We start from the raw sequence: 18455 nt of genomic DNA on the forward strand, positions 1-18455 counted from the left end.
TAGAGAGAGTTCTATTTTTATTTTGGGAATGATAGTATAATGACTGTACATCTAAATCTAAAAGGGAGGTTTGTCCTATGTCAGAAAAGAAAATGACACTTGAAGAGGCGATTAAACAAAAGCTTGCCAGCAAAAAACAGGCACAAGCAAACGGAAATGCCAGTATGAAAGGCTCTAATCAGACGAAGAACATGAAGAGTCAGGTTTCTAAGAAAACAAATAATCAGCGCAGAAGAATGGGTGTTTAAATGAACGGTCAAAACCGCGAACATATTAAACCTGGTACGCCTGTTCAGATTGTCCTGAAGCAGGATCAGCGATCAGGAAAGCTTACGGGCGGTGTTGTAAAAGATATTCTGACAAAATCTGCTTTTCACCCTCACGGAATAAAAGTGCGACTTCAGGATGGTCAAGTAGGCCGAGTAAAATCAATTGATGCTCCTTAAGATTATTCAGTATAAATGATTTGCTGATAGGGATCATAAACGAGGATATAAACGGTCAATTGCCCTTTTATCACCTCTATACTCTGTGATAACCGGAAACCAAAGTTCGCAGATTAAGACATTTTCCAGTGTTTCCGTCTCCAGAACGCAGAATGTCCTCCTGAAATCAGCCTCTCTAATGATTTGACTCATAAACTTCTGGCCTCTATATTTCTTATCAACTGCGACCATGTCTACTATTAGATGTGGTTTTTGTCTTTTAAAAAGCCATTCGTTGGTTTTCTCGCTTTTTTAATAATAGATACTATTTACAATATTGCTTTGCATATACACTTTAACCAAGACAAAAAAGCTAACATCTGCTGTTAGCTTTTTTATCATTTATTCATTTTAGAAAGAAACCCGCCGATCAAATCATCCGCTGTTTCTTCTTTTACTTCTTTTTCTGCCGATGAAGCTGACTCCTGCAAAGCTTTTTCCCAATCGAAATCATCAAGGCCTGCATTTTCATCAAAATCCTCGTCAGGCTCAGGTTCCTGTATAGCCGGACGGCTGCCAGACGGAAAAGGTGTTTCCTGCAAGTAAAGGGCCTCATCAATATCAAGGGCCCTGCTGTTAAATGAAGCAAGAAGAGAAGCTGCTCTAATTGGATCAGCGAGAATCTGGTACACGATGCTCCCAAGCAGCGCTTCAGAGTGCTCGTGTTTAATCCAGTCTCTCTGCGCTTTGCTGAGTTTTTGCGGAAGCGGAATTGTGATGCTTTCCTTCTCTTTAACAAAAGAATCGCTGACACCCTGTGCTACAAATTCAGCAATTTTGCTTGAGAAGTTCCTTTTTTCCGTTTCTTTCAGCTTCTGCAGCTGTTTTATTATGTGCTCAGGAGTATCTGAGGGGATGCGAAACGTGATCGCCTGTCCCCTTTGAATTCCTGATGAAGCGCCTTTATTCATAAAACCACCCTATTATTTGGTAGTAGCTGCTTTTTTATCTTCACTGCTTTTTTCTTTGTTTGACTTGCGGTAAAAGTCAAAAACGAGCTTATAATAAGCATTTGCCATCATCCAGATGCTTTCATTCTCATCTTCAAAGAAGTCAATATTGTAGCCGTCAAGATTGTTATTAAGCGTTTTAAGGTAATCTTTCAGAACAACGGCTCCTCCGCCGACAAAATAGCAGATTTCAGTTTGTGAGTTCTTTTGCCAAACGTTGCGCAGGTGGCGATATTGCTTCTTCGCAAGATCTAAGAGAATGCGATCCGTAATATCATGAACGCTTGTGCGGCTACCTCTTACATAGATATGATTGCGGTCAGTCTTCTTGGTGATGATTTCCACTACATCACGGCGGCTGTCAAGTTCAACACCATGCTTAGTACGGATCTCTTCACGGATTGCTTCAAGTGATTCTACAACGCCAAGGTTAAAGCCCTGTGCTTTATCGTCATCTACATTGCGGTTTTTAATTACTGCGATATCAGTAGAAAGGCCGCCGATATCCTGGATGATGATGCGCTTATCAATCAAGTCTTTATTGATGATGTTTAAATCCTTGTCCATCACTAAGTTGATATAAGCTGCAAATCCCTCAGGATATACTTTCACTTCGTCAAATTTGATATTTACTTTTAATCCCTGATATTTAGGAGTAATCAAAAATTCAACTTGATGTACATTTCCAAGAAGCTTAGAACGGTAACCGACATCCTTGCCTTCTTTTGCTTCTCTTAATGGGAGTCCAGTTCCAAGAGTATATGTTGCATCAATAACTTTGTTATTTCTGCGGAACACCTTTTCATTTTCAGGTTTTACTGCATCAAGTGCAATTGAAGCAAACAGCATAACTAGCGTTTGATCTTCTTCTGATTTGCTGCTGCCAGGATCAAGCTCAGAAGCATTGTCGCTTTTTGTAGCTAAGTGCCCAACACGGTAAATAGCATTATTTTCTTTTAAAGCAGGGGAGTGAACTTTAATATGGATTCCATCAAGCGGATCCTTGCTGTCTAATTCTTCGATTCCAATGACTGGGCGATCTTCAATGTCTCTTGCAATGACATTCGGTATGTATAGTTGAGAGTCGTATTTTCCGAAAATTGCTTTTACTGCATCATTTCCAACATCGATTGCTGCGATTCTAGAATTACTCATGAACACCATTCCTTTCACTTCATGAATTAGTATAAAAATCCATTCTATTAAAGAGTATTAGAGATTGATAGTTTCGTCAATAGAGTTATAATGATTACACTTTTGTATACTTGTTTACAAAAGTGTTTACAACGCATACAAGGATGTATACAACGTAGACATTTTGTATACATCCTTTAATACCGGGATGCGTACACGTTTGTATACATGTATACATTATTGAAAACATTTTATTACATTTTGTTTACATGTACACATAACTTGTATACATGTAAACACCAACCCTATATATGGAAACTGATGGACAGCCGCAACTGCTAATTCATTTTGTTAATCTTGAAATTAAGAAAAAATAGCGGCAGGTAAAGAGGCGGTACTTGTCGAAATAAATCATTTTAAAGGAGAAAAAGGAGAACAAAAATGACATCATTTCCACAATTAGAAACGAACCGTTTACGGCTAAGAAGTATTGAGAGTTCTGACGCTGTGAAATTGTATGATTATTTCTCAAACAAAGAGGTAACAAGGTATTATGGAATGAATTCTTTTAAAACATTAGAGGAAGCAGAGTCCCTGATTAATACGTTTCAAATCGGCTATCAATCAAATAAACTCATACGCTGGGGCATTGAGCTCAAAGAAACAAATGAACTGATTGGAACATGCGGATTTCACGCAGTGTCAAAGAAGTACAAACGAGCTGAAATAGGCTATGAAATCTCTCATCTGCATTGGCACAAAGGCTATGCATCAGAGGCCATTAAGGCCGTACTTGCTTTTGGATTTAAGGAGATGGAGCTAATCCGAATCGGAGCGGTGGTTATGCTTGAGAATTCCCCTTCTAGAAGCGTTCTTCTGCGTTTAGGCTTTAAAGAGGAAGGAAGGCTAAGGAATTATATTATCCAGGATCATATGCCATGCGATGTTATCATGCATTCTCTCCTTGAGGAAGAATGGAAAAAAAGCAGCTTCAGTTGAATGCTGCTTTCTTTATTGGTTAGATTTTAGGCTGAGGCAGTCTTTCAAGCCATCCATCCTCAACATAACAGCATTCATTATAAACAGGCAATGTGCTGCGCCCGCTTTTTCATTGAGAGGGATAAAGATATGTCTTAGAGTAGGTTATGGCTTGTTTTATTTATTTCTTCTGCACAATCTTTGATTGAGTCAATCACTACAGCTGGTTCTGATAATTGCGGAAAATGTCCACTTTTTTCAGCGACAATGTGTTTGCTGTTTCTTGACAATGAAAGTAATTCCAATTGATTCTCAAGTCGTTTTTTTCGAACTTCCTCTGGCATCATTCGATGTTTTTGTCCACCTGTAATTACAAATACAGGTATTTCGGGAAAAGTATTGATTTGGTGAATTTGATTCACAGTTTTTTTCACAAAGTTAACTTCATTAAATTGTTTATGTGAAGATAAAGTATCAAACATCGTGAACATCTTATTAATAGTTTTTACTGCCTTACCTTGATATTCATTAAGGTTTATATCTTTCGGGTGGCTGGATTCTAAAAAAACAATTCCTGCTACTTCATTTGGGTAAAGTCGGGCATATAAATTAGCATATAAGCCGCCTAGTGAATGTCCAACCAGTAAGAATGGAGGTTCAAATTCCACTATTGTTAATGCTTCACGCAGAGTGTTAACAATAGTTATCCCGTCTTGGATTTCTTTCGGTTTATCGCTGCCGCCAACACCAAAACGATTATAGGAAAAGACTGATGATGATTCCGAAATTGCCGGCAGGATTTTCATCCAACCCTCTATCGGTCCCGATCCGCCGTTAATCAAAACTATATTTGGTTTGCCGTTTCCACTAATATTATATTGTAACGTCCCTTTAGGTGTTTCCACTTTATATTTCTCTATTTTCAATGTCTGCACACCTCACTTTGTTTACATTACTTTACGTGTACAACAAGCTTTTGGTTTCATCTATTGAAGTTCTAGCCAATGCTAATGGGAGTCTTTGAGAAAAACAATTTTTGCGAAAGTTATAGGGAAACTAAGACATTCGTATCATTCAACGAGTTTTTAATTTATATATTTTATAAACCAACCTTTACCATTGCCTTCAAATATTATTCATAACTAACTAGTACCATAAGAAAATCCAGTCATTATTTGACTGGATTCAGCTTTTCTATAAACACCACTTTTAAATAATTTCCCTCTTGGAATTCCTTTATCGTTTTAAAGTCATCCGGCAGAGAAAACTCTTCTTTTATCTTGTATTTTCCGCCCGTTTCTTTAAAGGCGGTATCGATAAAAGCTTTAAATTTCTTCATTGAGAACGTGCTGCAGTTTGTTGATGCGACAATGACCCCATGTTCTTCCGTTAAAGCAATAGTTTCTTTAAGCAGGTCTTTATAGTCCTTTGCAGCACTGAAGGTATATTTTTTAGATCTTGCAAAGCTTGGCGGATCAAGAATGACAAGGTCAAACTTTAGATTTTTTTTCAGTGCATATTTAAAGTAATGAAAAACATCTTCAACAATAATATCCTGTGCTTCATAATCAATCTCATTAATGCTGAATTGCTCAATGGTTTTGCTCAGACTCCGGTTTGCCAGGTCAACACTGGTTGTTTTTACAGCTCCACCGAGTGCAGCAAACACAGAAAACGCCCCCGTATAGGAAAATAAATTTAGAACTGTTTTTCCTTGTGCATAACGGTCTCTAATGGTCTTTCTTACATCCCTTTGATCAAGAAAAACACCAACCATTGCGCCATCGTTTAAATATACAGCAAATTTCACGCCATTTTCCTTTACGATTAACGGGAATTCAGGTCTATTCCCTTCTACAAACCCATCTTCCTCAACAAACTTCCCTTGGGAATCAAACCGTTTTTTCTGATAGATCCCGCGGATCTCAGCACTTTTCTTTAAGGCCTCAAGAATATAGAGATTAAATTGGTAAATCCCCTTACTGTACCATGTCACCAAATAGTAGCCGTCAAAATAATCGATTGTTAATCCGCCAATGCCGTCCCCTTCACCGTTGAAAACCCGGAAGGCTGTCGTGGCTTCGCTTTGGAAAAGGTTCTTCCGGAACTGGATGGCAGCTTGGATTTTCTGATCAAAGAAGGCTTGATTCATTTCTTCCCTTTCACTTGATGTGAGAATCCATCCGATTCCTTTATTTTGCTTTCCATAATATCCTCTGCCAATAAACCGCTGCTGATCATCAACAAGTCTGATAAGCTCGCCTTCATGCTTTAAGTTAGAAAGATTAACTACCGAATCCTTTTGAATCAAGGGGCTGCCATTTTTCATTTCCTTAACATATTTAGATTTAATCGTGAGTGTGGTCTCTTTTTTCATAGTTCCGTCCCATCTTAAAAAATTATGCTTATCTTATTGTTACCATACTACATGAAACAACTTGCACTTTCTAGGAAAGTCCTTGTTAAAAAAAGAAGTATTTTCTTCATTTTTTCTGGAAATTATTAAATAAATTTCAGCAAGATGTTTCTTTTCTAAAAGGCAGGGGAATAACAACCATAGAAACAAAAACCAACCACTATCTTAAGAAAGGCGGAATTTAAAATGGGCTTTATTTTATATCTTATCGTTGGCGGTTTAATCGGATGGTTAGCTGGAGTTATTTTAGGCAAAAACGTACCTGGAGGCATTATAGGGAACATCATTGCCGGTATCATTGGTGCTTGGATCGGCGGAGAGCTTCTTGGCACATTTGGACCAACTTTAGCAGACATCGCCATTATCCCTGCATTGCTTGGAGCTATCATCTTTGTTTTCTTATTAAGCCTTGTATTGCGTTCAATGCGCAAAAGAACTTAATGAATTGGAACGGAACACCTGCTGAAGAATCAGCAGGTGTTTTTTGTTTTTAAAAAAAAGCATAAAAAAACCACTGCTTTTTTCAGCAGCGGTTTAACGTTTATTAGTAAGTTGTACGTCCGCTATTTTTACGCTTGTTAAGCATTTTCTTTACAATAGGATAGACGATTGGAGCATATTTTATCGCTTTTCTAATCAGTTTTTTCAATGTAAACTCCTCCTCTTTTCTTTTTATTTTCCCAAAAAGCATACATAGTAAACGCTTAAGAACCAAAGTACAAGTGGTAATGTGTTTGACAGCCCGGATTAAAGGCAGACTCGCAATTGGGACAGGTATTGCCGCTGTTCATATATTCTTGTATCGTCAGCACTTGACGGCAAGAGCCGCAAAGCACAGCAGGCATATCCCGTTCTGTTTTACCCCATACCTCTGGATTGTGGTCTGCCAGCTCCTCGTGGCATTCAAAACATGCATAGTAGGTCCCGCAGCATTTAAATTTGATGGCAATAATATCTTTGTCAGTCGCATAGTGTCGGCATCTTGTTTTTGCATCAAGTGCCACTCCTTTAACGGTCATTAAACGCACACTCCACTCTAAAAAAACTTTAATTGAAAGGATAAGGATCCATTCAGCCTTAAATTTCACTTATTCGAATAATTAATAGGGTAATTTATCAGAATGAGCCAGAAACAGGGCTATATGCACCGATTTAAGTTTAATAAGGTATACTATAATTCACACGAAATGAAAGCTAACAGCGGCATCAGATCGTCAAATAACAGCATCTAAAGCTGCGGGAATGGAACGGAAAAGATTAACTCAAGCATGGCAGATAAAATCCTGCAGAAAAGTCCGGGTAAAAAAGCAGCCTCCCCTTTATGGAATTAGAACAATTTTCCCCGTACTTTTTCTGCTCTCAAGATAACGGTGCGCTTCCGCTCCATTTTCCAGAGCAAAGCGGGCGGGTTCAGCAATGCGAAGGGAACCTTCTGCAATCCACTTGAACAGAGTTTTCGACCTTGAAATGCGCTCTTCTCTGGACGTAAGCACATTCCAAAGATCACCGCCTGTCAGCGTTTTAGAAGTATCCATCAGCATTCTCGGGTCAATATGAACAGGATCTCCCCCTGCCATGCCGTAAAACACGACGGTTCCGCCTATGCGGGTCGCATCAAAGCTGTCCATAAGCGTAGAACCTACTGATTCATAAACAACATCAGCCCCATTTCCATCTGTCGCCTCAAGGACTTTCTGCTTCCAGTCATCGTTATAAACAAATGCCAGCTCTGCACCTGCTGATTTTGCGATACTTGCTTTCTCATTAGTAGATACAAGCGCGATGACTTTCCCGCCCAATAAACGAATGATCTGAACGAGCAGCTGCCCTACACCGCCCGCTGCAGCGTGAACAAGTGCCGTATCACCCTCTTTAATCTTATAGCTGTCAGACGTCAGATAGTGGGCTGTGAGCCCTTGAAGAAGCACGGATGCTGCTGTTTCAAATGAAATCTCATCAGGCAGCGGAATCACCTTTTCAGCCGGTGCTGCCGTATATTCTGCATTTGAATGCGGAACATCTGCAAAGCCGACCCGGTCACCTGCTTTAATGCCCTGTACACCGCTGCCGACTTCTGCTGCAATTCCTGCTCCCTCATAACCTAATATGTATGGCGGCTCTCCTTCTAAGTGGTAGTTTCCTTTTCGGCGGTATACATCCGCAAAATTCAGCCCGACTGCTTTCATGTTAATTAAAACTTCGTCCGGTCCCGGAACAGGCTTTGCAAGCTCTGCTGAAGTCAATACTTCAGGCGCTCCGAATTTATTGAAGACAAGTGCTTTCATTTCAACATTCCTCTCCTGCTGTTTGATGAATTTAGTTTATCAGAAATGGCTGCCTTTTATTGTTTTAATTCAACGATTGCCTTGACCTCAATAAGTTCTTACGTTTAATCTTGAGAACTCAAAGAGCACTCACAGACCGTGATTGAGTACTCAACCTGACTCCCCTCTAGTTTTTGAGCACTCAAAGAGTGCAGTTGAGTACTCTAAATGAACAAATTCGGGATTTTGTGCACTCACAGAGCGTGATTGAGTACTCAACCTGACTCCCCCCTAGTTTTTGAGAACTCAAAGAGCACTGTTTAGTACTCTAAATGAACGAATTCGGGATTTTGTGCACTCACAGACCGTGATTGAGTACTCAACCTGGAGTCCCCCCTAGTTTTTGAGAACTCAAAGAGTGCAGTTTAGTACTCTAAATGAACGAATTCGGGATTTAGAGCACTCACAGACCGTGATTGAGTACTCAACCTGACTCCCCCCTAGTTTTTGAAAACTCAAAGAGCACTGTTGAGTACTCCATGAACAAATTCGGGATTTTGAGCACTCACAGACCGTGATTGAGTACTCAACCTGACTCCTCCCTAGTTTTTGAGCACTCAAAGAGCGCAGTTTAGTACTCTAAATGAACAAATTTGGGATTTTGAGCACTCAAAGAGCACAGTTGGGTACTCTAAATGAACGAACTCATTTGAACATGCAGGATCGTTTTCGTTCATTCCAGTCAAATAAATGATTATCGGCTCCTTGTGATATAATAAACAAATTGAATCGATTATCGGAGGATATGTATGCTTACTTTTGAACAAAAGCTTGCTGTTATTGAATCATTTAAAGAATTGCAAAGAAAGAACGTTTCTCTTGGAAGAATCAACTTTCATTTTGAAGAAAGTATTTACGATAAGAAAAATGTTGTTTATCATCTTCATCCAAACGGAAATGGTTTCGTTTATGCTGAATATGTAAAAGGATACGCTGCGAATGATAAAGGCATGGTTAATATTCGTGATTTTTCTGAAGAAGAATTGCGCAGCATCATCAAAAAATCCATTCATTCGCTTTCTGTGCATGAAGACGAGCAAATAGAAGAATTTGAAGAAGAAAAATGGACAAATGAGGATGGACAGACTCTTGTTTTAATTCTCGAAGATGGTATGTGGAATGTCTACGCTGGATTGAACCTTGACGGCACGTTTACCACTTATAAAGAGGCTGCAAATTACTTGCATGAAGAAGGATTTTCAGCTTAAAAAAGAAACCGCGGGCACATGTGATGTGTCCCGCGGTTTTTTCTTTAAGCAAGCCTGTTCATCAGCTCTTCAACCTCATATACAGTCAACTCGCGCCACTCCCCGCTGCTTAAGCCTTCAACAGACAGGTTCATGATCCGCTTTCTTTCAAGCCTCTCTATCTTATAGCCAAATACCTTGCACATTCTGCGAATTTGACGATTAAGTCCTTGGGTAAGAATGATGCGGAATTCGCAATCACTGATCCTCTCCACAGTACACGATTTAGTTGTCACGCCGAGTATTTCTACTCCCCCTGACATTCCAAGAATAAAGTCATCGTCAAATGGCTTATCTACTTTAACAAGATATTCTTTTTCATGGCCATGTTCAGAACGCATGATTTTGTTTACGATCGCTCCATCATTTGTGAGCAAAATTAATCCTTCTGACGCTTTATCCAGCCTGCCAACAGGAAAGATCCGTTCCGGGAAATCCATAAAGTCAATAATATTCCCCTTTACATCTTTTGCTGCTGTACAGGTAATACCCACTGGTTTATTTAAAGCCAGATAGACGGGTATGGCTTTAGGCGGGATAGGACTGCCGTCAATCAATACAATATCCCCTTCAGCTACCGTGTCGCCGGCCTCACACGTGACTCCATTAATGGTTATCCGGCAATCCGCAATAAGACGATCGGTTTCACGCCTTGAGCAGCAGCCTGTTTCACTTATATATTTATTTATTCTCATTGGATTGTTTCTCTTTCATGTTCATAGATTCCTATCATCATAGCACGAAGGATGTTTTTTGCTCTACATCCAAAATAAGTAAAGTATTTCTTAATCCGGTGAGCAGTGAAAGGATCTTTTAGCGAAAATCGCCCATTTATTTGCGAAAGTTGTACCTATATTAGCGATTTACTTCCCATTTATAGTGAATTAATCAACTTTATTAGCGATTCGAATTTTTGATTTATCCCTATTGTTTCCAATTAGCTGAAATAGCCTTTTATTAGCGAAAATCATTCTTTACTAGCGCATGCCGCAGGCTCGCTGGACCTGACATCGAAGCACGAAAAAAAGACAGCTTATAAAAAGCTGCCTCAATCTCTTATTCTGTTTTTTTGCCTTGTGTCATCTTTGGAATCAAAAGACCAATCATTAGGATGACGCCAATGGCAATCAGGAGAATATACGTCATCATTAAGCCGGAATTTTGACTAGTATCTTTATTTTCCGTTTCGCTCATACTCATCGATGGTTCTGCAGTGCCTGAGAATAAATCCATTTGTTCAGCTTTGGATTTAATTGTGTTTTTCTCTTTCGTGTAATTTGTGAAGAGCTGTTCCTGCAGATCATCCCTTTCATCTCTTGATGGCTTTTCAAAGGTTAGATCTTTTTGCTCCTCCGGTATTGAGTTTCTTTTTTCATAAAGTGATTCTTCATGCAGGTAATCCGTGTTTTCCTTGAGCTCTTTTTCCTCATAGATATTAGGATCAAGTTCCTCAAGGTTTGATTCTGTCTCTGCTTTTACTGTTACCCCGCTGCTCAAACTAATGATAACCAGCAATAGGGTTATCAAAATGATTGAATTACGCTTCATGGGCATGTTCCTGATTAGCCTTTTCGTTTGTGTTTTTAAGAGTATTCACAACAAACGGAAGGATGGTCAGAACAAGGATGATGCCGATCAGCACAATCACTCCCTGAGTAAATAAGTTATTTACGTCATATTGGATCGAGATGTACACCTTAGACATCGGATCTTCATACGTAAAGTTTGGCGCTGCTAAAGCAAGCAAAGGACTGATAAAGAACGCAACAAGCCCTACACTTGCAAGCCAGCCTGTAAAATTGCCGAGCAAGAACGCTACCCGTACAATTGTTGATGCTGCAAATAACAGGAGGACTGTAAAGATTGACCATTGAATTGCACGTTCATCTGTAAGTGTGTATATATTTAAACCGAATACGCTTATGATGAGCCCCACAATTAAGTTTAATAGGCCAAACATGGATCCTCTAACTAATAACGGTGCTGCTTTAAAATAATGACTGAAGAATCCGATCAGCAAGCTGCTGATTAGGATGATAACAAGAATAACGACCGGCGGCACCGCTTTTGCCTGAGCTGCCGGTGCTTCTCCGCTTATTTGCAGCGGATTGGCAAGATGCTCATAAACGTAGCCGTTATTCTGTCCGTCTACAAACGTATTGCCGAGAATACTGAAAACGTCATCTCTGACAAGCTGTGTTGAAGCTACATTCGTTGCCCATTTATCATTTAAGAGATCTGCTTCAGATTGCACTTCATTCACTTTTTGCTGAAGGACATCCGTACTGCTTACAACTGTCTCCTGTCTGTCTCCAAGAGAGTTTATCAAGTCCGTAATCATAACCAATTCCTGACTGATATTTTGCTGATTGACAACAAGTGTTGTACCGTCTGAATTTTCCAGCGGCATTCTAGAAGCAGTATTTTCTGATTCCTGTACTTGGCTGAGTACGCTATTTGCGCTCTCTTCCATAGAAGCAAGATCTTCTAATATAGCTGTCTGCTGAGCATCAAGCTCCTTGCTGTATTCATCCATGAATGCCAGAGCGGAAGCCTGGACTTCTTTCATTTCTTCTTCAGTAGCCGGCAGTTCCTGATTCAGCTTGTCCCATGCGCCTTGTTCTTCTTCATTGATTGATAGAATGGCAGCTACTTTCGTTTTTTGCATTTCATCTGCAAGGACAGCATCTTTGGCCGGATCTGATGAGTTATTCATACGCTTGGCGGCTGCCTCATACTGAGACAAAATCGTATGGTATTTCAGTACATCGTTCATTGATGCATTTCCGATAGGCTCGCTGAATACACTCTCAAGTCTTTGCTTTCTTTCAGGACTGAGCGAGTTAAGAATGGTTTGTTCTTGTTCCATGATGGCAGCTGAACCTGAGTTCATATTTTCTGTCAGATGTTTGATCTTTTCTGCCAGTTTGCTGTTTTCATCTTTTAGAAGCTGATTTTCTTCTAATAGTTTTGCATTGTCTTCTGTCAGCTTTTCATAAAGAGCAAGTAATTTATCATACTCATCTTTCCATGAGTTCTGATCTTCTTTTAACTTAATCGATTCTTCGATTGCAACAAGCTGTGCTGACATATTCTCTAATTCTGTTATCGCTTGTGTTACTTGATCCGGTTTAGGGTCCGGAATGGTTTCCAGAATTGTCTTCAGATTTTTCATCTGTTCTGAAACAGCAAGAATGTCAGCCCGCTCCTCTTCCATGTTGGCAGGACTTTCATTTTCGCCGGGAGTTTCTGGTTCAGCAACCTCTCCATCATCTTCAGGAGGCCCTTCCTCTCCATTACCTGGTTCCTCCCCGGGACTTCCTTGCTTAAGGCTTTCCCTAAGAGGAATGAGCTCCCCTTCAAGGCGGTTCAGTGTATCCTGGTTATCCTTCATAATATACATGTCCACATAATTACGGTGAACAGTCTCAAGCTCTCTTGCCTGGCGTTCTGTTTGGCTGAGCCTTACACTGCCAAGGTTTTCTGCTGTTTTTTGATTCTGATCAAGCTGCTGCTGAATGTCAGTCATTCTTGATGCAAGCTTGCTTCCTTGTTCATTAAATTCCTGCTGCGTTTCATTCTGTACTTGATCCACTTCCATTGTGCCGCCCTGAATAGCCGTTAAACTTTCCTGCTGGGCTAACGTCAGAAGCTGCTGCTGATCTTCCTGATATGTCTGATATTCTTCAACATACTCTACGAATGAAGCAAGGCTTTTCTCAAATTGCTCGACTGTGTTTTTCTGTTCAGGCGTTTCTTGTTCAGCCTGTTTCATTGTCGTTTGCAATTGCTCAAGCATCTGCTTTTGCTGATCTAATTCCCCTGCCAGATCTTTAGAGCTTGGTTTATAAAAATTAAGCATGGCATTTTGAAAGGTAATTTCCTTTTCAAGAATACGGTCAAACTCTTCTCTTACATTCTCCATGTCCTGTGCGACATAGCTCCAGTACAGCGAAGACATTTGCTTATTTACGCGGCCTGTAGCGTCTTCCAGTGCGCGAAGCACTCTTTGTCTGTTTTCAGCATTCAGCTGATTTTGGACCACATATTCAAATTCTGCTTTTGAAGGCTGCTGCTCATCATAAGTTAAAATGTTGGCAGAAAAATTGGAAGGAATATAAATGACAGCGTCGTACGACCCGTTTTTCAGCCCGTTAACTGCGGCACTTCTGCTTAAGATTGTCCAGTCGTACTGAGAATCCTCGTCAAGGATCGCTGCAACTTCCTTTCCAAATTGAACAGGTTCAGCTTCTGTATTTTCCCCTTCAGCCTTTTCTGTTCCGATGTCCTCATTAACGACAGCGATGTTTCTCGTAGCTTTCTCCTTTATTTCAAGCGGGTTGTCCCCGATGAATTGGAAGAAGAGAGCTGGCACTGCTAAGATAAGCAGCACCGCAGCGATCATTTTAATCGTATGTTTTCTTTGATCTGTCATGTGTAGATCTTCCTTTCAATGACACAAAGAGGAATTTGTATTTTCGTTTCTTTGCCATTTTCCACATAGTATCCGAAGCCTGGGTGAATATCGCTTTCTTTCCGGCTGTAAGGCAAGGTATATAGGGTTTGCTCTGATTTTTTCATTAAAATGAGCGCCTGGCGGATCTGTTTGATTTCACTTGTGAACGCATCAAATCCTTTTGTCAGCTCGTTGTTATTACCTGAAACAATGACATTAAAGCCGAGATGGCTGTAGTTTTTCATAAATCGTGTCAAACGGTCTTGAAGCATACTGTCAAGAGATTGCTGGAATCTTGAATAGCCATCAATGACAAGCATAACCGGCGAGAAGGCTAAATTATTTACAACACCCTGCTGGATAGCTGTAAGGTAGGTTTGTTCTCTGTCTTTAAGAAGTTCTTCTGTTCGATCAAGCCACAACGATATTTGTTCTTTCGTGTCAAGATAAGCAACCTTTTCTTCAGAAGCATAGCTTGCCAGTCCCCGGTCAATCGAATCGAATATACCGATAGATTCGGTCGGCTGAAGCAGGGCTGTGTTCAAGATGACTTTAAGAACGTTTGTCTTCCCTTTTTGAGTCTGGCCGAGTATGATGCAGTGCTTTGTTTTCGCCAGATTCACGCTGACAGGCTGAACATGCTCTTCATCAAGTCCGATTGGGATCACGCCTGTTTTCTGAGCATCAGCTGTGAACTGTGTAAAGTTGATCATGGTCAGTTCTGCAGGAAGCATTGGGACAGGACGTGGAAGCTTGGCATTCTTGTACTTCTCCTTCAGCATACCAATATCTTCTTTAATGGAATCAAGGAGCTCATAATCATCCTCTCCATCAGCAGGCAGGAAAATTTGAGAGAAATAGGCATGATCCTTCTTGATAATGGCGCGTCCCGGAATTGGTTCAGGCGCAAAAGGGACTTTTCCAATGGCCATGTATGTTTCCGTCGTATCCATAAGGTAATGAAGGATTTTTGTTTTCATGCTGTTCATCAATGATTGTCGGACAGACTGTACCCTTGTGGCTGTAAAAATCATATAGATGCCTAGAGACTGGCCATCACGGGCAAATTGAATCAGCTGCGTTTCAAGTTCCTGCATTTCCTCTTTCACGAGATCAAAATTATCAATGGCAATATACATAAGAGGGAGCTTGTTATTACATAATGAATTGTACATTTTGATGCTGCTGACCTCTTGCTGCTGAAACAATAGCTTCCTGCGCGAAATCTCATCTTTTACGATTCTCATAAACTTTTCAATTTTCAGCTCTTGATCGAGCTGGAAATAATCCGCTGTATGCGGAAGCTGTCTAAGCGGCAGCAATGTTCCATTGCCATAATCTATGACGTAATAGTGGGCTTCCTCAGGGCTGAGCCTTGCTGCGATGCTTAAAAGCAGAAGCATCACAGTATGTGATTTCCCATAGCCGGAAGAACCGAAGATGGCGATATTGCCGTCATCCATCAGCTGATACGAGTATGGGGTCTGGCTTTGCTTTTCAGGCTCATCAATCAGACCAAGATATATTTCCTCATGCTGATGGGAAGCATATTGATGGCGCGAAATTCTGTTTTCAAGCGGCGGGAGCCATGGGCTGTTCAGCTTGCGAATACCCATTTTCGCCTGCAATTCTTCAATTCTATCGACAATCACTTCAATCTGTGATTCCGTATCTTTTTTATGCTGTTTAGAAGATGCGACATTTGATAATGGCTGCAAACCAAGGTCTGTCACGATCGCTACCTCATCTTCCGACTCTGATGTTTCTTCTAGATAAGGCGCTCCGCTCCATGCTGATTGAAACAGATCGTAAACCTCATTATTGCCTACCTGCAGGTAGCCTCGTCCTGTAACGGTAATAGAGGCGGCATCTGCATTTTTCAAGATCTCTTTACTGTCGCTTGCATCCTGAACCTTAAGGGCCACTCTGAATCTGGCATTACTCCAGATTTGGTCATCGATGACTCCTCCAGGCTTTTGTGTGGCCAGGATGAGATGCACGCCTAAGCTTCGGCCGATGCGCGCTGTGCTGACTAGCTCCCTGATAAAATCAGGCTCTTCGCTTTTTAATTCTGCAAATTCATCAGATATTAAAAATAAATGAGGCAGAGGTTCTTCGGCCTGATTGCGTTTATAAAGACTTGTATAATCATTAATGTGATTGACCTGATACTGATCGAAAAGACGCTGGCGTCTTTTTAATTCACTTTTGATTGATGCAAGGGCACGGGCACTGAAGTTTTTGCTGCCTTCAATGTTTGTGATCGTGCCAAGCAAATGCGGCATATTTTTAAACGGCTGCGCCATTCCGCCGCCCTTGTAATCAATCAGCAGGAAAGCTACCTCATGAGGGTGGAAATGAACAGCCAATGACAGAATATAGGTTTGAAGGAATTCACTTTTCCCTGAACCGGTAGTACCCGCTAATAGACCGTGAGGCCCATGAGCTTTTTCGTGCAGGTTTAATTCCACCACATCTTCCTTGCCCTTTAGTCCTACTGGAACAGCAAGAGATTTTGCCGATTCCCGCGTCTGCCAGTTTTGCTCAATCGGGAGATCATCAACTTCTTTTACATTGACCATCTCTAAAAAGGAAACGCTTTTTGGAATCGAATTTGTCATTCCCACTTGGTGATCAAGTGTACGAAGCATCCGGGCGAACGACTCATTTCCATCATGCTTATGTAAATCCAGCTTAAAAGGAATCGAAACCGCTTTTTTCTCCTGAATGAGAATGTCCCCTTCTTGATCGTTGACATACCTAACAAGCGTGTGGATGTTATCAGACAGGCTCTCTTTCGCTTCGGCAGCAAAAATAACGGAAATGCCTAAATGTGAAAACTCGCCTTCTAAATATTCCAAAATCACATGATCAGAAATAAGCTGCTGATTAGTAATAACAAAAATAATGTGAGGTGCAAACCTTGTGTTTTCTTTCTTTTCTTCCAGATCACGCTCACGCAGCATTTCATAGATCGAAGTAAGCAGCTGATCTCTTGTCTGCTCGTTATAAATCATGCCTTTTGCAAATGCGTGCGGAAGCTGAAAATGCGGAAGCCATTTCAGCCATTCCCAGCTCTTGTATTCTTTTTCATTAAAAATAAACACAAAGCGGACATCATGATAGCTGTGTGAAAATGCAAGCTGTCCAATTAATTGATGAAGTTCATTTTTCATGATTGCTTCTTTCCCGATCAGTCCCATAGCACCCCGAGAAAGGTTTACACTGATTGGCACTGAACCAATTTCCCTGTATACCTTTTCCATTTGCTGTGACTGTTCAAGCAGATTATCCACTTCTCTGTTCGCCAAATCGTTTGAGTTAAGTGAAATTTGATAGCTTGATTTAACTTTTCCCGTTCCGATTCGAAGTTCCAGAAAGTCATTGCTTTCAGGCGTTCTTTCCCAAATTCGGTCTGATATTTGCTGCGTCATATACTTCATTTGTTCAAAAGAAGGAAAGTGGTAAGAAAGAACCTGGCGCTGTTTTTCAGCTACCTCCTGAAGCTCATGGCGTTTGTTTTCAAGGTATTGTGTGTATACGCGGAGTCTGCGTTCTTGGCGTTTCTTGTAATTTCCTTTTTCTCTGAAATATTGCGCCGTTGACGTGATCAGCGTCATCACAAACATAACCATGGAGACGATGATAAAAATGCCTCGCGGAGCAATAAGAGCGACAATTCCCATCGCAAGCATCATGACAAGCGGCGGCAGAATAATCAGCCACAGGCTCCGTGATTGATCGTCCCCTTCCTGCGCCGGGAAAGTGAGCGAAATTTTATCTTTTGGCAGCTCATAGATCATCCGCGGCGTGCGGCGGTAGGTCGGATACTTTTTGCTCATTTCAGATCTTGGTTTTTCCGTATGGGGCAGGCTTGAATGAAACTCATTTATGCTCAAAACCTGTATCAAATCGTCTTCTATCAGCCGGACCGTCATAAACGGCCAGAAGAGAATGTCCCCAATTTGTAATTGCGTGAGACCCTCTATCTTCCTTCCATTCAAGTAGACCTTCTCACCCTCTGGGGATACCTTCCAATGACTTCCTGTTTTTAACAAGGTGAGAGATCCTTTTTCGAGAACAGGAAAAGGACCCTTATCTTTATAAATGTGAGCCTCTTTAATGGCCGCTGAAAAAGAAATTTCTTTTTGAAATCCAATATAGTAGGATTCTTCTTTTTCAGGCGCCGGTGTTAAATAAATTATCAGCTGTTCTGAATGATCCTCAAAACGGAATGGCTCTTTTACAGCAGCCTTTCCAATAGGTTTGTCATTCTGAATAATGACAAACCCATCTATTTCCTCTGTTTTTGCAACGGTCAAAGCTCCTTCAGAAAAAGGAAAATTCCTGACTGTCAGCGTGTGCTGAATTTCTGAACCGATGGAAATCGGGCGGAACGCTTCTTCGTTCACCTCATATTGCTGATAGGCTTCACCGTGAAAAACCCATAAAATACTCATGAAAT

At 40.8% G+C, this 18455-nt stretch carries 15 protein-coding genes; 5 read left to right on the top strand and 10 right to left on the bottom strand.

From position 1 onward, the window contains the following. Positions 1-77: 77 nt before the first annotated feature. Both K8L98_RS24335 and K8L98_RS24340 read left to right on the top strand, forming a co-directional pair. Positions 78-248 (top strand): hypothetical protein, encoded by a 171-nt coding sequence (locus K8L98_RS24335; protein WP_223438739.1) that lies wholly within the window; start codon positions 78-80, stop codon positions 246-248. Continuing rightward, entirely contained in the window at positions 249-446 is a 198-nt protein-coding gene (locus K8L98_RS24340) for a YwbE family protein (RefSeq protein ID WP_070878839.1), read from the top strand. Between the two features lie 377 nt (positions 447-823). On the opposite strand, the gene K8L98_RS24345 is transcribed toward K8L98_RS24340, so the two are convergent. Both K8L98_RS24345 and K8L98_RS24350 read right to left on the bottom strand, forming a co-directional pair. Further along, positions 824-1396: a hypothetical protein gene (locus K8L98_RS24345; protein ID WP_223438740.1), complete on the bottom strand. Its 573-nt coding sequence runs from the start codon at positions 1394-1396 to the stop codon at positions 824-826. A gap of 12 nt (positions 1397-1408) precedes the next feature. After that, a complete protein-coding gene (locus K8L98_RS24350) occupies positions 1409-2590 on the bottom strand; it encodes a ParM/StbA family protein (RefSeq protein WP_223438741.1) in 1182 nt (393 codons plus the stop codon). A 420-nt stretch (positions 2591-3010) separates the two neighbouring features. Here K8L98_RS24350 and K8L98_RS24355 point away from each other — a divergent pair, with 420 nt between their 5' ends. Next, positions 3011-3568, top strand: coding sequence for a GNAT family N-acetyltransferase (locus K8L98_RS24355; protein WP_223438742.1), 558 nt, complete (start codon positions 3011-3013; stop codon positions 3566-3568). 134 nt (positions 3569-3702) lie between these two features. Here K8L98_RS24355 and K8L98_RS24360 read toward each other — a convergent pair whose 3' ends face one another. After that, a complete protein-coding gene (locus K8L98_RS24360) occupies positions 3703-4473 on the bottom strand; it encodes an alpha/beta fold hydrolase (protein WP_223438743.1) in 771 nt (256 codons plus the stop codon). A 245-nt stretch (positions 4474-4718) separates the two neighbouring features. Beyond that, the gene (locus K8L98_RS24365) at positions 4719-5924 is read right to left on the bottom strand and encodes a class I SAM-dependent rRNA methyltransferase (RefSeq protein WP_223438744.1); all 1206 of its coding nucleotides are present in this window, start codon (positions 5922-5924) and stop codon (positions 4719-4721) included. Between the two features lie 225 nt (positions 5925-6149). Here K8L98_RS24365 and K8L98_RS24370 point away from each other — a divergent pair, with 225 nt between their 5' ends. Beyond that, complete coding sequence (locus K8L98_RS24370) at positions 6150-6404, top strand: GlsB/YeaQ/YmgE family stress response membrane protein (protein ID WP_223438745.1); 255 nt, start codon at positions 6150-6152, stop codon at positions 6402-6404. Positions 6405-6667: 263 nt separating this feature from the next. On the opposite strand, the gene K8L98_RS24375 is transcribed toward K8L98_RS24370, so the two are convergent. Both K8L98_RS24375 and K8L98_RS24380 read right to left on the bottom strand, forming a co-directional pair. Then, positions 6668-6982 carry a CHY zinc finger protein gene (locus tag K8L98_RS24375; protein WP_223438746.1) on the bottom strand — a complete coding sequence of 105 codons (315 nt, stop codon included), beginning with the start codon at positions 6980-6982 and terminating at the stop codon, positions 6668-6670. Positions 6983-7282: 300 nt separating this feature from the next. After that, entirely contained in the window at positions 7283-8248 is a 966-nt protein-coding gene (locus K8L98_RS24380) for a quinone oxidoreductase family protein (protein ID WP_223438747.1), read from the bottom strand. A gap of 788 nt (positions 8249-9036) precedes the next feature. On the opposite strand from K8L98_RS24380, the gene K8L98_RS24385 reads away from it, so the two are divergent. Further along, positions 9037-9495 (top strand): hypothetical protein, encoded by a 459-nt coding sequence (locus tag K8L98_RS24385; RefSeq protein WP_223438748.1) that lies wholly within the window; start codon positions 9037-9039, stop codon positions 9493-9495. A gap of 44 nt (positions 9496-9539) precedes the next feature. Here K8L98_RS24385 and K8L98_RS24390 read toward each other — a convergent pair whose 3' ends face one another. From K8L98_RS24390 to essC, 4 genes are all read right to left on the bottom strand, one after another. Further along, the gene (locus K8L98_RS24390; RefSeq protein WP_223438749.1) at positions 9540-10229 is read right to left on the bottom strand and encodes a pseudouridine synthase; all 690 of its coding nucleotides are present in this window, start codon (positions 10227-10229) and stop codon (positions 9540-9542) included. A gap of 361 nt (positions 10230-10590) precedes the next feature. Beyond that, a complete protein-coding gene (gene essA, locus K8L98_RS24395) occupies positions 10591-11082 on the bottom strand; it encodes a type VII secretion protein EssA (RefSeq protein WP_223438750.1) in 492 nt (163 codons plus the stop codon). Further along, positions 11072-13969: a type VII secretion protein EsaA gene (gene esaA / locus K8L98_RS24400; protein WP_223438751.1), complete on the bottom strand. Its 2898-nt coding sequence runs from the start codon at positions 13967-13969 to the stop codon at positions 11072-11074. The genes essA and esaA overlap by 11 nt, the downstream gene beginning before the upstream one ends. Continuing rightward, a complete protein-coding gene (essC, locus tag K8L98_RS24405; protein WP_223438752.1) occupies positions 13966-18450 on the bottom strand; it encodes a type VII secretion protein EssC in 4485 nt (1494 codons plus the stop codon). Before essC ends, esaA begins: the two co-directional genes overlap by 4 nt. Between the last annotated feature and the right edge of the window lie 5 nt (positions 18451-18455).

This window comes from Metabacillus dongyingensis, from assembly GCF_019933155.2.
Lineage (GTDB): Bacteria > Bacillota > Bacilli > Bacillales > Bacillaceae > Bacillus_P > Bacillus_P dongyingensis.

Excerpts from the sequence above, each read along its gene's own strand:
- K8L98_RS24365 (WP_223438744.1), bottom strand. The coding sequence starts at position 5,924 with ATGAAAAAAGAGACCACACTCACGATTAAATCTAAATATGTTAAGGAA.
- K8L98_RS24370 (WP_223438745.1), top strand. The coding sequence starts at position 6,150 with ATGGGCTTTATTTTATATCTTATCGTTGGCGGTTTAATCGGATGGTTA.
- K8L98_RS24380 (WP_223438747.1), bottom strand. The coding sequence starts at position 8,248 with ATGAAAGCACTTGTCTTCAATAAATTCGGAGCGCCTGAAGTATTGACT.
- K8L98_RS24375 (WP_223438746.1), bottom strand. The coding sequence starts at position 6,982 with ATGACCGTTAAAGGAGTGGCACTTGATGCAAAAACAAGATGCCGACAC.
- K8L98_RS24355 (WP_223438742.1), top strand. The coding sequence starts at position 3,011 with ATGACATCATTTCCACAATTAGAAACGAACCGTTTACGGCTAAGAAGT.
- K8L98_RS24390 (WP_223438749.1), bottom strand. The coding sequence starts at position 10,229 with ATGAGAATAAATAAATATATAAGTGAAACAGGCTGCTGCTCAAGGCGT.
- essA (WP_223438750.1), bottom strand. The coding sequence starts at position 11,082 with ATGAAGCGTAATTCAATCATTTTGATAACCCTATTGCTGGTTATCATT.
- K8L98_RS24350 (WP_223438741.1), bottom strand. The coding sequence starts at position 2,590 with ATGAGTAATTCTAGAATCGCAGCAATCGATGTTGGAAATGATGCAGTA.
- essC (WP_223438752.1), bottom strand. The coding sequence starts at position 18,450 with ATGAGTATTTTATGGGTTTTTCACGGTGAAGCCTATCAGCAATATGAG.
- K8L98_RS24385 (WP_223438748.1), top strand. The coding sequence starts at position 9,037 with ATGCTTACTTTTGAACAAAAGCTTGCTGTTATTGAATCATTTAAAGAA.
- K8L98_RS24345 (WP_223438740.1), bottom strand. The coding sequence starts at position 1,396 with ATGAATAAAGGCGCTTCATCAGGAATTCAAAGGGGACAGGCGATCACG.
- K8L98_RS24335 (WP_223438739.1), top strand. The coding sequence starts at position 78 with ATGTCAGAAAAGAAAATGACACTTGAAGAGGCGATTAAACAAAAGCTT.
- esaA (WP_223438751.1), bottom strand. The coding sequence starts at position 13,969 with ATGACAGATCAAAGAAAACATACGATTAAAATGATCGCTGCGGTGCTG.
- K8L98_RS24340 (WP_070878839.1), top strand. The coding sequence starts at position 249 with ATGAACGGTCAAAACCGCGAACATATTAAACCTGGTACGCCTGTTCAG.